The 14,202-nt window shown below is 67.5% G+C and carries 15 protein-coding genes; 10 read left to right on the top strand and 5 right to left on the bottom strand.

Annotated features, from left to right (window positions below; translation table 11 throughout):
- Nucleotides 1-4 precede the first annotated feature (4 nt).
- Complete coding sequence (locus AACH00_RS03830; protein ID WP_341397658.1) at nucleotides 5-640, top strand: TorD/DmsD family molecular chaperone; 636 nt, start codon at nucleotides 5-7, stop codon at nucleotides 638-640.
- A 3-nt stretch (nucleotides 641-643) separates the two neighbouring features.
- Nucleotides 644-1,261: a molybdenum cofactor guanylyltransferase MobA gene (mobA, locus tag AACH00_RS03835; RefSeq protein WP_341397659.1), complete on the top strand. Its 618-nt coding sequence runs from the start codon at nucleotides 644-646 to the stop codon at nucleotides 1,259-1,261.
- A 51-nt stretch (nucleotides 1,262-1,312) separates the two neighbouring features.
- Here mobA and AACH00_RS03840 read toward each other — a convergent pair whose 3' ends face one another.
- Complete coding sequence (locus AACH00_RS03840; RefSeq protein ID WP_341397661.1) at nucleotides 1,313-1,666, bottom strand: hypothetical protein; 354 nt, start codon at nucleotides 1,664-1,666, stop codon at nucleotides 1,313-1,315.
- A 75-nt stretch (nucleotides 1,667-1,741) separates the two neighbouring features.
- Here AACH00_RS03840 and AACH00_RS03845 point away from each other — a divergent pair, with 75 nt between their 5' ends.
- Both AACH00_RS03845 and AACH00_RS03850 read left to right on the top strand, forming a co-directional pair.
- The gene (locus AACH00_RS03845; protein ID WP_341397662.1) at nucleotides 1,742-2,596 is read left to right on the top strand and encodes a TOBE domain-containing protein; all 855 of its coding nucleotides are present in this window, start codon (nucleotides 1,742-1,744) and stop codon (nucleotides 2,594-2,596) included.
- Between the two features lie 181 nt (nucleotides 2,597-2,777).
- A complete protein-coding gene (locus tag AACH00_RS03850; protein WP_341397663.1) occupies nucleotides 2,778-3,884 on the top strand; it encodes a tetratricopeptide repeat protein in 1,107 nt (368 codons plus the stop codon).
- A 3-nt stretch (nucleotides 3,885-3,887) separates the two neighbouring features.
- On the opposite strand, the gene AACH00_RS03855 is transcribed toward AACH00_RS03850, so the two are convergent.
- Nucleotides 3,888-4,703, bottom strand: a complete 816-nt coding sequence (locus AACH00_RS03855; RefSeq protein WP_341397665.1) for a mechanosensitive ion channel family protein — start codon at nucleotides 4,701-4,703, stop codon at nucleotides 3,888-3,890.
- A 269-nt stretch (nucleotides 4,704-4,972) separates the two neighbouring features.
- On the opposite strand from AACH00_RS03855, the gene AACH00_RS03860 reads away from it, so the two are divergent.
- Genes AACH00_RS03860 through AACH00_RS03870 form a run of 3 tightly spaced genes read left to right on the top strand, consistent with a single transcriptional unit; the run spans nucleotide 4,973 to nucleotide 7,112 of the window.
- Nucleotides 4,973-5,932 carry a DUF3034 family protein gene (locus tag AACH00_RS03860; RefSeq protein ID WP_423221889.1) on the top strand — a complete coding sequence of 320 codons (960 nt, stop codon included), beginning with the start codon at nucleotides 4,973-4,975 and terminating at the stop codon, nucleotides 5,930-5,932.
- 29 nt (nucleotides 5,933-5,961) lie between these two features.
- Nucleotides 5,962-6,480, top strand: a complete 519-nt coding sequence (locus tag AACH00_RS03865) for a group I truncated hemoglobin (protein WP_341397666.1) — start codon at nucleotides 5,962-5,964, stop codon at nucleotides 6,478-6,480.
- Nucleotides 6,477-7,112 carry a plastocyanin gene (locus AACH00_RS03870; RefSeq protein WP_341397668.1) on the top strand — a complete coding sequence of 212 codons (636 nt, stop codon included), beginning with the start codon at nucleotides 6,477-6,479 and terminating at the stop codon, nucleotides 7,110-7,112. The genes AACH00_RS03865 and AACH00_RS03870 overlap by 4 nt, the downstream gene beginning before the upstream one ends.
- 39 nt (nucleotides 7,113-7,151) lie before the next feature.
- Here the strand turns inward: AACH00_RS03870 and AACH00_RS03875 are convergent, their stop codons facing one another.
- Complete coding sequence (locus AACH00_RS03875) at nucleotides 7,152-7,664, bottom strand: hypothetical protein (RefSeq protein WP_341397670.1); 513 nt, start codon at nucleotides 7,662-7,664, stop codon at nucleotides 7,152-7,154.
- 245 nt (nucleotides 7,665-7,909) lie between these two features.
- Between AACH00_RS03875 and AACH00_RS03880 the strand changes: the two genes are divergently transcribed.
- The 3 genes from AACH00_RS03880 to AACH00_RS03890 are packed head-to-tail and all read left to right on the top strand — an operon-like array spanning nucleotide 7,910 to nucleotide 11,179.
- A complete protein-coding gene (locus AACH00_RS03880; RefSeq protein WP_341397671.1) occupies nucleotides 7,910-9,130 on the top strand; it encodes a porin in 1,221 nt (406 codons plus the stop codon).
- Nucleotides 9,131-9,144: 14 nt separating this feature from the next.
- Nucleotides 9,145-9,579 (top strand): hypothetical protein, encoded by a 435-nt coding sequence (locus AACH00_RS03885; RefSeq protein WP_341397673.1) that lies wholly within the window; start codon nucleotides 9,145-9,147, stop codon nucleotides 9,577-9,579.
- Nucleotides 9,580-9,634: 55 nt separating this feature from the next.
- Nucleotides 9,635-11,179, top strand: coding sequence for a methyl-accepting chemotaxis protein (locus AACH00_RS03890; RefSeq protein ID WP_341397674.1), 1,545 nt, complete (start codon nucleotides 9,635-9,637; stop codon nucleotides 11,177-11,179).
- Nucleotides 11,180-11,284: 105 nt separating this feature from the next.
- On the opposite strand, the gene AACH00_RS03895 is transcribed toward AACH00_RS03890, so the two are convergent.
- Nucleotides 11,285-11,782 (bottom strand): cyanophycin metabolism-associated DUF1854 family protein, encoded by a 498-nt coding sequence (locus tag AACH00_RS03895; RefSeq protein WP_341397675.1) that lies wholly within the window; start codon nucleotides 11,780-11,782, stop codon nucleotides 11,285-11,287.
- Nucleotides 11,783-11,793: 11 nt separating this feature from the next.
- Nucleotides 11,794-14,121, bottom strand: a complete 2,328-nt coding sequence (locus AACH00_RS03900; protein ID WP_341397676.1) for a cyanophycin metabolism-associated ABC transporter — start codon at nucleotides 14,119-14,121, stop codon at nucleotides 11,794-11,796.
- Nucleotides 14,122-14,202: the final 81 nt, after the last annotated feature.

The raw sequence follows: 14,202 nt of genomic DNA on the forward strand, positions 1-14,202 counted from the left end.
CGCCATGAACGCCGACCAACTGCGCTCCCTGAGCTTTGCCACCGCCGACGACAGCGAAGAGCTGGCCCGTGCCGAGCTGTACGGCCTGCTGGCCCGCCTGTGGCTGGCACCGCCCGATGAGGCCCTGCTGCGCCAGTTCGGCGTCGCCGTGACGCAGGCGCCTGAATCAGGCGCCTTTCTGGAAGGCCCCTGGGAACAGCTCGTGGGCACCCTGCGGGCCACCACCGAGGCGGATGCCAAGCTGGAGTTCGATGCGCTGTTCGGCGGAGTCGGCAAGCCCGAGGTCTTTCTGTTCGGCTCGTTTTACCTGGCCGGCTTTCTGAACGAGAAGCCGCTGGCCGTGCTGCGGGAAGACCTCGCCCGACTCGGTCTGACCCGCGACGAGACCTCTGGCGACACCGAAGACCACATCGCCTACGGCCTGGAAGTGATGCGCTGGCTCATCGCCGGTGACGACATCGCCATCTGCAACCTGGAGCAGCAGCGCCGCTTCTTCCGCAATCACATGCAGACCTGGGTCGGCAAGCTCTGCGACACCGTGGCCGTGCACCCGGCGGCGCGCTTGTACCGGCAGCTGGCGGGCTTCACCCAGGCCTTCATGCAGGTGGAAACGCAAGCCTTCGACATGCTGGAGGGCTGAAGCGTGATCAACACCGATGACATCACCGGCCTGATCCTGGCGGGCGGGCGCGGCAGCCGCATGGGCGGCGTCGACAAGGGCCTGCAGAACCACCTCGGCATGCCGCTGGCCATGCACGCGCTGCTGCGGCTCGGGCAGCAGGTGGGGCATCTGATGATCAATGCCAACCGGAACCTCGGCGCCTATGAATCGATGGGCGTGCCGGTCTGGCCGGATGCGGTGAGCGACTTCCCCGGCCCGCTGGCGGGCTTCCTCGCCGGGTTGGAGCGCAGCGAAACCCCGTACCTCGTGACCGTGCCTTGCGACACGCCGAACTTCCCACCCGACCTGGTGCAGCGTCTGGCAGCCGCGCTGGAAGCGGAAGACGCCGATCTGGCCATGGCGGCCACGATGGAGCCCGACGAGGGCTCGGCCGATGGCACCTTGAAGGTGCAGGTACAGCCGGTGTTCTGCCTGATGAAGACCTCGCTGATGGAAAGCCTGGTCGCGTTCACGCAATCGGGTCAACGCAAGATCGATGTGTGGACGGCCCAGCACCGCTGCGCCACGGTCGTGTTTGACAACGCCGCGGCGTTTGCCAACGCCAACACGCCGGAAGAACTGCGACGCCTGCAGGGGTGAAGTGCCCAACGGCTGACGCTCGGAACCGCTGTGGGCAAGTCCGCTTCGGGCTCAGCCCCACCACCTGAACAACTCCGGCCGGCTCTGCCGGTATTCGGCCAGCCGGGCCAGGGTATGCGGCACCAGGGCATGCGCGCCGAACCACAGCGCGTCCTCAAAAGCCGGCCCCGGGAACCGCAGCGAGACGCCCACCCCGGCCCAGCCCGCCCAATCCACCTCCGGCATGGCCTTGACCAGCTTGTCCGGGGCCGAGCGCATCACCGACGCCAGCGCTGACAGCTGCTGCGCCACTTCCGCCCGCGTGGCGACACTGGCCAGCAGCTCCCCCTGGTCCTGATCGCCCAGCAGCGTGATGACAGCGTCGCCCGTCTCCTGGACGATGCCCAGCAACGGTGCAGTGATCATGATGGCCTCCAAGGGTGTTGATCTTCTTCGTCATGCTCAGCAGGTTTTGCGCCAGGGCTGCCTACACTGCCCCCCATGATTGAACGGCGTCGCCCAATGACGGCGGCCAAGGCGGCCGCCACCTCCCCGCTGACCGGGCACTTCGCGCTGCAGGGCCCGCAGGGCAGCCTGCTGGACGACACCCGCATGCGGCTGCTGGAGGCCATCGACACCCACGGCTCGCTCAATCGGGCGGCGGCCCATGTGCCCATGTCGTACAAGGCAGCGTGGGAAATGCTCAACACGATGAGCAGCCTGTCGGCCACGCCGCTGGTGGAGCGGCTCACCGGCGGCGCGGGCGGCGGCGGCACCCGCCTGACCGCCCACGCCCGGCAGCTGATGGCGCTGTACCGGGCCATGGCCAGCTCGCAGCAGGATGTGCTGAACCGGCTCGGCAGCATGCCGGCCGACAGCACCCCCGACGCCCTGCGCAGCCACCTGCGGCGCCTCACCATGCGCAGCAGTGCCCGCAACCAGTTCGCCGCCACGGTGCTGCAGCTGGTGGACCGCGGCGGCATGGTCGACGTGCAGCTGGACCTGGGTGCCGATGGCCCGCTGCTGGCCAGCGTCACGCCCGAGGCGGTGCATGAGATGACCCTGGCGCCCGGGCAGACGCTGTTTGCGCTGATCAAGGCCCCCTGGGTTCAGGTGCGCGCCACCCGGCCGCGGGCCGCCGCCCACCTGACGCGCTGGCAGGGCACGCTGCAAGCCTGCCGGCCGGGCAGCGCCCATGTGGGCGTGACGCTGGCCTTGCCCGGCGGCGGGCTGCTGCATGGGCTCTGGCATGGGCTGTCGCACGCCAGCCCGGGGGAAGGACAGCTGCCAGAGCCCGGCACGCCCGTCTGGGCCAGCGTGGCCAGCGACAGCGTGGTGCTGGTCAGCTTTTCCTGACGCTGCCTCGGCATCACCCTCGATGGCGCCGCCTTCCGCTTGAGCCTAGGATGGGACCCCGGGGTGCGCTGCCCCGTGGCGTTAGAAGGAGTCGACCATGCCGTGCCGATCCAACCCCGTCTGGCGAGCCTGTGTCGTGGCGGGCCTGTCTGCTTGCCTTGCAGTCAGCCTCACCGCCTGCATGACGCCCCCGCCCACCCCGCAGCTGGCCGATGCAGCGCTCTGGCAAGACGCAGCCTTCAGCCCGCCGCAGCAGCCGGTCGACGTCAGCCAGCTGTTCACGCTGAGCGACGAGATGCAGCGTTATCTGCGGGTGGAACTCGGCCCGCGCCTGCAATCGGAGGGGCGCCTGCGCGGCCTCTACCGAGCGCTGCAGGCTAGCCGGCAGCTGAAGCTCGATTACGACGCCCGCATCACCCGCACGGCGGCAGAGGCGTTCGAGGCACGCTCAGGCAACTGCCTGTCTCTGGTGATCCTGTCAGCGGCCATGGCACGGGCACTGGGCTTGAACGTGCATTTCCAGCAGGTGCAGGTGGAGGCCAGCTGGAGCCTGGCCGGCGACGTGCTGGTGGTGAATGACCACGTGAATCTGGTGCTGGGCCAGCGCGCGCAAGGCAGCGTCTGGACGGACGACAGCGGCATGTCGCTGGTCGTTGATTTCCTGCCGCACGAGCTGATGCAGGGGCAACCCAGCCGCACCATCACCGAAGCCATGATCGTCACGATGTTCATGAACAACCGGGCGGTTGAACATTTGCTGAGCGGCGCCACGGACGATGCCTACGCCTGGGCGCAGGCTGCCTTGCGCCGTGACCCGAACTTCACGCCGGCGCTCAACACCCTGGGCGTGATCTACCAGCGCAAGGGCCTGCTGGCCCCGGCAGAGCAGGCCTGGCAGATGGCACTGCGCCAGCAACCGGACAGCCCGGGCGTGCTGGGCAACCTGGCGGCCGTGCAGCGCGCACTGGGGCAAACTGATGAGGCCGCACGCAGTGAAGCGCGGCTGGCGCGCCTGCAGCGGGAAGCGCCATGGGGCGAATTTCGCAGGGCGCAGGTCGCACTGCAAAGCGGCGACGCTGGCACTGCTCGCGCTTTGCTGGAGCGCCTGCTGAAGCGCGACGCCACCCAGCGCGACGTGCACGTCTGGCTGGCCCAGGCCTATCTGCAATTGAAGCAGCCTGAGCAGGCCAGCCGCCACCTGGCCCTGGCCGTGCAGCACAGCCCCACGCATGAGCAGGGGCTGTATGCCGGCAAGCTGGCGCGGCTGCAGGCGGCTGTGTCGCCCTGAACGTCAGCCGGCCTGGATGATGCGGCTCACCAGCGCCGGGGTCGGTGCGGGCCAGCCAGCTTCACGCGCCACGCGGACGATGGTTTCGTTGGTGTCGAAGTACACCTGCCAGTAGTGCTCGTTGGCGCAATACGGGCGCACGGCAATCACCGGGCCATTCAGGTTCATGTCGAGCAGGGCCACTTCCAGTGCGGGCTGGGCCACCACGTTGGGAATCTGGCTCACTGCCGCGCGCAGGCGGGCGATGGCGTCGATCGGATCGACACCCACGGCCAGCTGGGCGGTGCGCTCGACGCGTCGCGCCGGCAGAGCGCTGAAGTTCTGCATGGTGTCGGCAAAGATCTTGCCGTTGCCCACCAGCGTCATCACGTTGTCGGGCGTGACCAGCGTGGTGGCGAACAAGCCCAGCTCATGCACGGTGCCGGTGATGCCGCCGACCGACACGAAGTCACCCACCTTGAACGGGCGCAGCACCAGCATGAAGGCGCCCGCCGCGAAGTTGCCCAGCATGCCGCTCCAGGCCGCGCCAATGGCCACACCGGCGCCCGCCAGCAAGGCAGCGAACGAGGTCGTCTGGATGCCGAAGTAGCCCAGGATGCCGAGCACCAGGGCAATGTTCAACGCCACCGCCAGGATGTTGCCCAGGTACTTGGTGAGAGTCGGGTCGACATGGTTGCGGCCCATGGCAGCCTGCATCAGACCCACCACCCGGCCGATCAGCCAGCGGCCGATGATCCAGAAGGCGATTGAAGCCAGCACCTTGATGGCCAGCTCGGTCGCTGTGGTGCTGAGGAAGTGTTGGAACGTGGAAATGTCCATGTCGTGCTCCTGAAAAGGACGAGGAAATGAAAGACGAGCGCCAGTCTGCCCAGCCTGGGCAGCACCCGCCGCGGGCCCGCCTGCATTTCGGCACTGTGTCTTGACGGTGTGGTGACGGCGCGCCGGCTTCGTGGCATCTGCCCTGGTCTGCCGCGAAAGACCCTTTGTTCAACATGGGTGCATCCAGTGCCAGCCGTGCTGCGTATACCGAAGGTAGATCAATGCGCCATTCGGCCCGATCCGTCACTTTCACCCACACAGGCTCCTCCATGCACGCACCTTCCCGCTCAGCGGCCGCCGCCGCTCGCCCGACCCGTCTGAATGCCATGCCGGCGGCACGGCTGGCCATGGGCCTGGCCCTGGCGGGTGGGCTGCTGGGCATGATGCCGCCCGCGAAGGCCGCCGACGGCAAGCTGCTGTTGACCGGCGGCGTCAGCAGCATCGACGGCGCGGCGGGCGGTGGCCTCACGCCCTGGGCCGTGACTGGCAGCTACGCCACTGAAGGGCAATGGGGCGCCACCGCCCACCTGACCAGCGTGCGCACCGGCGACTACGCGATGAACACCGGCGGCGTGACCGTGGCCTGGAACGACCAGATCGAGCTGTCCCTCGCCCGCCAGGATTTCGACACCGGCAACACGGGCACCGCCCTGGGCTTGCCCGGCTTGCGCCTGAAGCAAAACATCGTCGGGGCCAAGTGGCACTTCGCCGGTGATGCCGTGCTCGACAGCGACACCTGGATGCCGCAGCTGGCCGTGGGCATTGAATCCAAGACGCTGGACGCGGGTGGCCTGGCCCCCACGCTCGCGGCACTGGGCGCCCGCACCGATGGCGTGGATGTCTACCTCAGCGCCACCAAGCTGTTTCTGGCCCAAGGCGTGCTGGTGAACGGCACGCTGCGCACCACCAAGGCGAACCAGAACGGCCTGCTGGGCTTTGGCGGCACCGGCCACACCAAGATGCGCCTGATGCCGGAGGTGTCGCTGGCCTGGCTGCTGCGCAAGGACCTGGTGGTGGGCGTGGAATACCGCGCCAAGCCCGACAACCTCAACCCGTCCATCCTCGGCGCCGGCTTGAAGGAAGACGACTGGAAGGACGTGTTCGTGGCCTGGGCACCGAACAAGCACCTGTCGTTGACGCTGGCCCATGTCGACCTCGGCCGCATCGTGCCTGCCGTGGCCGCCCGCCGCCAGACCGGCACCTACCTGTCGGCCCAGGTGGCCTTCTGACACCGCACCCCATTTTAATGAACGCCGCCATGACTGCACACACCCTTCGCCCCGCCTTCTTCAAGGCTCCCGCCACGCTCACGGCCACGCTGCTTGGTGCCTGGCTGACCATGCACGGCCCAGCCGCCCATGCACAAGCCGCGATGCCGGCAGCGGCGCCCACCAGCACCACCGCGGCTGTGCCTGTTGATGCCGGCACTTTCGCCGCCTTCGGCGCGCGCGCCGGCCTGGGTGAGCTGGGCACCGATTTCGTGGCCCGCCTGCAGCGCGACCCGCGCACCGCCCCCTTCTTCGAGAAGACCAACGCGCCGGAGCTGGCCACCAAGCTGGCAGATCAGTTCTGCCAGGTGCTGGGCGGCGGCTGCGCCTACAAGGGCGCCGACATGAAGACCGCCCACCGCGATCTGGACATCCGCAAGCAAGACTTCAATGCGCTGGTGGAAGTGCTGCAGCAGTCGATGGACGCGCGCGGCATTCCCTTCACCGCCCAGAACCGCCTGCTGGCGGCCCTGGCGCCGATGCACCGCGACAGCATCACCGTGCGATGAACCGGCAGACTCGCTTGCTTGCCAGCGGCCTGGCACTGGGATGGAGCTTGCTGGCCAGCGCCAGCGCAGCCACCTTGACCGTGCGCGTGGTGGACGCCAGCGGCCAGCCCGTGCCCGATGTGGCCGTGGTGGTGCGCAGCCCCGGTCTGGCACCGCGGGTGGCGGCCATGGCACCGGTGGAAATCACGCAGCAGGGCATGCGGTTCGTGCCGGCCGTCAGCGTCGTCACGCCGGGCACCAAGGTGCGCTTCACCAACCGCGACAGCTTTGATCACCACGTCAAGGGCAGCCAGGCGCAGGTGTTCGAGTACCGCATCGCCGGCTCCGATGCCGGCTCCACCAAGCCCTCGTCCTCGCCCGAAGTCGTGATCGAAGGCGGGCCGGGGCCGGTGACGCTCGGCTGCCTGCTGCACTCGCGAATGCAGGGCAGCCTGTATGTGACCGACTCGCCGTGGCACGGCATCAGCGGTGCCGATGGCTCGGTGCAACTGGCCAATGTGCCGGACGGCGCCTTGCAGGTGGTGGTGTGGCACCCGCAGCAGTTCATCGAACAGCCGGCGGTGCCGGTTCAGGTGGCCGGCGCCACGCGGCTGTCGGTCAGCCTGAACTTCACGCCCCGCGCCCGGCGCTGAGGCGATCGGCGGCGCCGCGGCCAAACCGCGGGCCGCTGATCAGTCAGCGCGGCGGCCGGGGCGTTCGAAGTCGGCCTCGATCCACGCCGTGGCACTGGCGCGGTCGAGCTTGAAGCCCGGCGACACCGACACGCGGGCCAGGCACTCATCGCCCTCATCGAGCGCGCTCAGGCTCGCCTGGGGGTTTTCGTCATCGGGTTCGATGTCGAGACACACGGTGATGCGCCGATCACCCAGATTGACCACCACCTGCTTGTGCAGCGTGGCCTGCAGGTGCTGCTCATGCCGGCGGATCACTTCAGACGCGGTTTTCACCAGCGTGTTGAAGGCATTCACATCCAGCGGCTTCGGGTTCTTCTTGTCGCGGCCCATCGTCCACGGGCCGACCAGCGCGGGCTCACTTTCGCCGTCGCGCGTCATGCCCACGGCCCAGCCGTCGTCGTCTTCGTTCTTGAAGACCTGGGCGGTCCATCCCTTGTCGCGCCACAGGCGGGCCTCGTGCACCGCTGCGTCGGCGGTTGCGTCATTCAATTCGTCATCGGGCAGGTTCATGCCGTCAGTCTAGTCGGCCCCGCATGAAGCCGACGATGGCCCCGGCGCAAGTATTGGCCAGGACCCGCGCTACGTGGCGAGCATCGCCTTTGCATGAGGAATATGGCGCGCATCAGTGCCGTATTCCGGGGATTGGGTGCTCAAGGAATGGGCAAAGTGGCCGAAGTTGAATGCATGTGTCCGGGACAGCCACTTGGTCAGGCTGCCGCATGCAAAGGACAAGACCTTCACCACACAGGAAGACAATGAACGCGCTTCGCACCCCCTCACCACGCCTGCTGGCCCTGGCCTGCGCTGCTGCCTGCGGCCTGGCCCACGCACAGAGCGACGAAACCTCGCTGAATTTCTCGGGCTTCGCCACGGCAGGAGTCGTGCGCACCACCGAGAGCCGCGCCGTCTTCGGCGTGCCGGGTCAGGCTGACGACGGCGCCACGCGCTCGGCCTCGTTCACGCCCGACACCAAGCTGGGCCTGCAACTGTCGGGCAAGCTGAACAGCATGTTCTCGGCCACCGGCCAGGTCATCACCAAGTACACCGGCGACGGCAACTGGACGCCGACCGTCGAATGGGCCTTCGTGAAGGCGCAACTGACGCCGCAGGTGGGCGTGCGCGTGGGCCGCATCGGCCTGCCGATCTTCGCCGTGTCTGACTTCCGCGACGTGAACTACGCCAACGTGTGGATGCGTCCGCCGCTGGACGTTTACGGCCAGGTGCCGGTGAGCCATGCCGACGGCGCTGACATCAGCTGGCAGTTCCAGCTGGCCGGTGCCACCGTGAACACCCAGCTGTTCGGTGGCAAATCGTCTGCCGTCTACACGGGCAACAAGCTCGACCTGAAGGACATCTACGGCCTGAACGCCACGGTGGAACTGGACGGCGGCTGGACGCTGCGCCTGGGTCATGTGGAAAGCAAGCTGACGGTGCACAACGCCACCCTGAACGGCCTGCTGACCGTGCTGAACGGCGCGGGCTTCACCAGCGTCGCCCAGCAACTCGACCCCACCAACAAGCCGGCCTCGTTCTCGGGCCTGGGCCTGGGTTACGACCAGGGCAACTGGGTGGCGAGCGCTGAATACACGCGCCGCAAGAACCAGAGCTATGTGTCGGACACCACCGGCTGGTACACCTCGGTGGGCTACCGGATCGGCAACTTCACGCCGTATGCCGTCATTTCCGCCATCAAGGTCGACGACAGCAATGTCGTGAACACGATCCCCAAGGGCGTCGCACCGGCACTGACCGGCCTGTCGATGGCCGTGGACGGCGCCGTGGCCACCCAGGCCCTGGGCCAGAAGAGCGCGGCGCTCGGCCTGCGCTGGGATGCCTATCGCAACACCGCCGTGAAGTTCCAGATGGAGCACATCAAGACAGACGGCGGCCGCGGCCTGTTCGGCTACCCGCAAACCGGCTTCGGTGACGGCGCCAGTGTCAATGTCTACGGCCTGTCGGTCGATCACGTGTTCTGAAGGAGCCCGGCAACATGCTCAATATCTCTCTCTGCAAGCGCCTGGCTCTTGGTCTGACCCTCGCCGGCGCCGCGACGCTGGCTTCGGCTGAAGTCGCTGTCATCGTCAACCCGAAAAGCGCCACCGGCAGCATGACGGCTGAACAGGTCAGCGCCATCTTCCTGGGCAAGGTCGGCACCCTGCCCTCGGGCGCCACCGCCGCCATGGCCGACCAGCCTGAAGGCAGCCCCGTGTACGAGCAGTTCTACGGCAAGGTCACCGGCAAGACCGGTGCGCAGGTGAAGGCCGCCTGGTCCCGCCTGACCTTCTCGGGCAAGGCGACGCCGCCCAAGCCGCTGGCCAGCTCGGCTGAGGTGAAGAAGTTCGTGGCAGCCAACCCTGACGCGATCGGCTACATCGAGAAATCGGCGGTGGACGGCACCGTGAAGTCGGTGCTGGTGGCGGACTGATCGCCCCAGCCCTGACCTTCCCCCTTTGGATCTGAAAGAAGTACGGAGACTCCCCATGGGACTCAAACAACGAATCTGGCTCTTGCCGATCGCGGCGGCACTCATCTTTGTGCTCGGCGTCAGCGTCGTGGCTTGGGTCTCGCAACGCACCACGGGCACCATCCACCAGATGGGCGCGGCGGACTATCCGTACCTCGACGGCGTGACCGAGTTCGCCGGTCAGCTTGAATCCCTCGTGGCCGTGGTGCAGAGCGCCGTGGCCGAGGGTGAAAAGGAACGTCTGAAGGATGTGGAAGAACGCAGCAAGGCCATGAGCGCCCAGCTGGCCAAGCTGAAAGGCTTGCAAGGCAAGGACGCGGAAGTGGCTGCGCTGCAATCACAGTTCAACGACTACGCCAGCGCCACGCTGGAGGCGGCCGGCATTCTGCTGGGCGCCAAGCAGGGCGACCAGGCCGTGGCCGTGCCGAAGATGCAATCGGCTTACAAGACGCTCGAAGCCAGCGTGCGCAAGACCCGCGACAACGCCAAGGCGGCGATGGACGCGGGCATCGCCTCGGCCGAGTCCGGCGTTCAGGCCAGCCTGACCGCGATGGTGGTGGTGGCGCTGTCGGTGGTGGCTGCGCTGGGCATCGGCTCCACCGTCCTGGTGCGCAGCATCTGGGCACAGATCGGCGGCGAGCCGGAATATGCCCGGTCGGTGCTGCAGAAGATGGCCGGCGGCGACCTGTCACAGCACGTGGAGGTGGATGCCAGCCACGGCGGCAGCCTGCTCAGCGCGATGCGCGAGATGAGCGAAGGCCTGGCCGGCATCGTCGCCACGGTGCGCCAGGGCTCGGATTCGATGGCGACCGCCTCGCAGGAAATTGCCAGCGGCAACCAGGATCTGTCGCAACGCACGGAACGCACGGCCTCCAGTCTGCAGCAGACGGCCAGCTCGGTGACCGAGCTGTCGGGCACCGTTCACCAGACGGCTGATTCGGCCCGCACCGCCAACCAGCTGGCCTCGTCGGCCGCTGATGTGGCCGCACGCGGCGGCACGGTCGTGTCGCAGGTGGTCTCGACCATGGACGAGATCAACCACAGCTCGAAGAAGATCTCCGACATCATCGGCGTGATCGACGGCATCGCCTTCCAGACCAACATCCTGGCCTTGAACGCCGCTGTGGAAGCCGCCCGTGCCGGCGAGCAGGGCCGCGGTTTTGCCGTGGTGGCCGGTGAAGTGCGCTCACTGGCCCAGCGCTCGGCCGAAGCCGCGCGCGAGATCAAGAGCCTGATCGGCACCAGCGTCGACAAGGTCGAACTGGGTGCACGCCTGGTGGCGGACGCCGGCAACACGATGAACGAGATCGTGGCGTCGGTGCAGCGCGTCAGCGACATCATCGGCGAGATCACCGCCGCAGCAGCCGAGCAGAGCGACGGCATCGGCCAGGTGAACAACGCAGTCGGCCAGCTCGACCAGATGACGCAGCAGAACGCCGCGCTGGTGGAGGAAAGCGCCGCTGCCGCCGAATCGCTGAAGGACCAGGCGCACCGCCTGACCAGCGTGGTGGCCACCTTCCGGCTGCCCAGCGACGCGGGCAACCACCTGATGCTGCACTGAGGCGCGGCAAGCAGCCTGACCACACCCATCAAGCAAAAAAGGCCGGTATCGCTACCGGCCTTTTTTCATGGACGAACCACGTCGCCGCGGTGTGCCGTCAATGGATCAGAGGAAGCGCTCGAGCAGCTTCTTGCTGTGGCGGTCCATGGCAAGCAGGTCAGGCACCAGAAACACGATGCCATGTCCGCTCGTGATGAGCAGGCTGGAGCGTGCACCCGGCAGGCGACGGATGTCTTCCTCGCCCTTGAGCACCAGCGTGGTCACGCCGCGGTCGGTGTCCACGGTCCAGGTGCTCGGGCTGGAGAAGGTCGAGACCGACAGCAGGCGCTTGATCTGCGGCACGAACTCGCGGCTGGCCAGCTCGTCTTCCAGCAACTGACGCTGGCCGACGGGCAACTGGCTCAGGTGCTCGACCCAGAACAGCTCCTTGCCTTCCGGGCCGACCATCGAGATGCCTTCGTCGGGTGCGGCCAGCGGAAAGGCCCGCACCGGCACCACGCCGATCTGGCTGTGGCCTTCGGCGTCGGTGTAGACGAGGCGCCCGAGCGCGTCACGGCTCAGCGTGAACGGGGCGTCCTGGGCAGTGGTGGTCACTTGGCTCATGCGTGTCTCCTTCAACCCGCCGTGGCGCTGTGCGCCGACGGCTGGGGCAACTGGCTCGACAACAGCACGGCGTCGTGGTCGCTGCCTTCGTCATCCGATTCGGCCTTGCGGGCCTGGGCCTCATACAGGCGCCAGTAGTGGCCCTGGCGCGCCATCAGCTCGTCGTGCGGACCGACTTCCACCACCTCGCCGCGGTCCATCACCACCAGGCGATCGGCCTTGCGCAGCGTTGACAGGCGGTGGGCAATGGCGATCGTCGTGCGGCCCTGCACCAGGTTGTCGAGCGCGCGCTGGATTTCCTTCTCGGTCTCGGTGTCCACCGCCGAGGTGGCCTCGTCGAGGATAAGGAACTTCGGATCGATCAGCAGCGCGCGGGCGATGGAGATGCGCTGACGCTCACCGCCCGACAAGCCCTGGCCACGTTCACCCACCAGCGAGTCATAGCCCTGCGGTAGACGCAGGATGAAGTCGTGGGCATGGGCCGCGCGGGCTGCCGCCACGATCTGGGCGCGGGTGGCGTCAGGCCGGCCATAGGCGATGTTCTCGGCGATCGTGCCGAAGAACAGGAAAGGCTCCTGCAGCACCAGGCCGATGTGGCGGCGGTAGTCGGCCACCGCCATGCGGCGCAGGTCGATGCCGTCGACCTTGATCGAACCATCCGTCACGTCATGGAAGCGGCACAGCAGGTTCACCAGCGTGCTCTTGCCCGAGCCGCTGTGACCCACCAGGCCGATCATCTCGCCCGGCTTGATCTCCAGGTTCAGGCCACGGATGACCGAGCGGTTGCCATAGCGGAACGCGATGTTCTCCATCGTCACGCCGCCACTCAGGCCGCCCGGCGGCAGCTTCACCGGATCAGCCGGCTCAGGCACGGTGGAGACATGGTCGAGGATGTCGAAGATGCGCTTGGCACCGGCCGCGGCCTTCTGGGTGACCGAGACGATGCGGCTCATCGAATCAAGCCGGCCGTAGAAGCGGCCGATGTAGGCCAGGAAGGCGCTCAGCACACCGACGGTGATTTCACCGCGGCTGACCTGCCAGATGCCGAACGCCCAGACCACCAGCAAGCCCATGTCGGTGAGCAGCGACACCGTGGGCGTGAACAGACTCCAGGTCTTGTTCAGCCGGTCGTTCACCGCCAGGTTGGCCTGGTTGGCCTCGCGGAAGCGGGTGGCTTCGCGCTTTTCCTGGGCAAAGGCCTTCACCACGCGGATGCCGGGAATGGTGTCGGCCAGCACATTGGTCACCTCGCCCCAGACCCGGTCGATCTTCTCGAAGCCGGTGCGCAGGCGGTCGCGCACGGTGTGGATCATCCAGGCGATGAAGGGCAGCGGCAGCAGGGTCACCAGCGCCAGCCAGGGGTTGATCGAGAACAGGATCGCCGAGGTCATGGCGAGCATCAGCACGTCGGTCGCGAAATCGAGGGCATGCAGAGACAGGAACACCGAGATGCGGTCGGTCTCGGAGCCGATGCGGGCCATCAAGTCACCCGTGCGCTTGGCGCCGAAATAGTCGAGCGACAGGCCCAGCAGGTGCTCGAAGGCAGTGGTGCGCAGATCGGCGGCAATACGTTCGGACACCAGCGCCAGCAGCCAGGTGCGGATCCAGCCCAGGCCCCAGGCCAGCAGGCCCGAGCCCAGCAGGCCCGACAGCAGCAGCAGCACGTAATGCGTGTCGATCTTCTGGCCGTTCTGGAACGGGATCAGCACCTCGTCCATCAAGGGAATGGTGAGGTACGGCGGCACCAGCGTGGCAGCCGTGGACGCCAGCATCAGCAGAAAGCCGATCAGCAGGCGGCCCTGGTAGGGCTGGGCGAAGCGCCACAGGCGCAGCAGCACCCAGGTGCTCGGCGGGCTGTTCAGCTCGCGGGTGCAGACCTCGCACTCGTCACTGTCAGCCGGCAGCGGTGCGCGGCACGACGGGCAGCGGGTGGCGTCGTCGCCCTCCACGGCTGCGCCGGTGGCACGCGATTGCTGCAACTGCTCGAAGCGGCGCACCAGGCGCAGCGCCTGCACATTCACGCCGAGGGTGAAGCGCCAGCGGGCGATGCGGCGCTCGGCCGTGCACAGCTCCAGCGTGCCCACGCCCGCGTGGTCCACGTGGCGCAGCACCTGCCCGTCTTCCAGCGGGAACGACTGCCACTCCGACGCGCCCGCGACATGGGCCAGCAGGCGGCGGTCGGTGAGCAGCAGCTGGCCCTGATCGAATCGCAGCGCCTCGTTCAGGTCAACCGCCAGTGCAGCCAGGGCGTTTTCCCCAGCAAGCAGGGGCGCATCGGGTGTCCCGGGCAGCAGCTGGGGCAAGGCCCCCGTGGAAGTTTCGGAGTGATGATGGTGCATGGTGGGGGTAGGTCGCCAGAAGGCGGCAGGGGCGATTTTCCGCCAAATGTGAGGCCGTGCCGTGCCAGCCAACGGCGCATG

Origin of the sequence: Ideonella margarita, assembly GCF_038066635.1 — a bacterium.
Taxonomy (GTDB): domain Bacteria; phylum Pseudomonadota; class Gammaproteobacteria; order Burkholderiales; family Burkholderiaceae_C; genus Ideonella; species Ideonella margarita.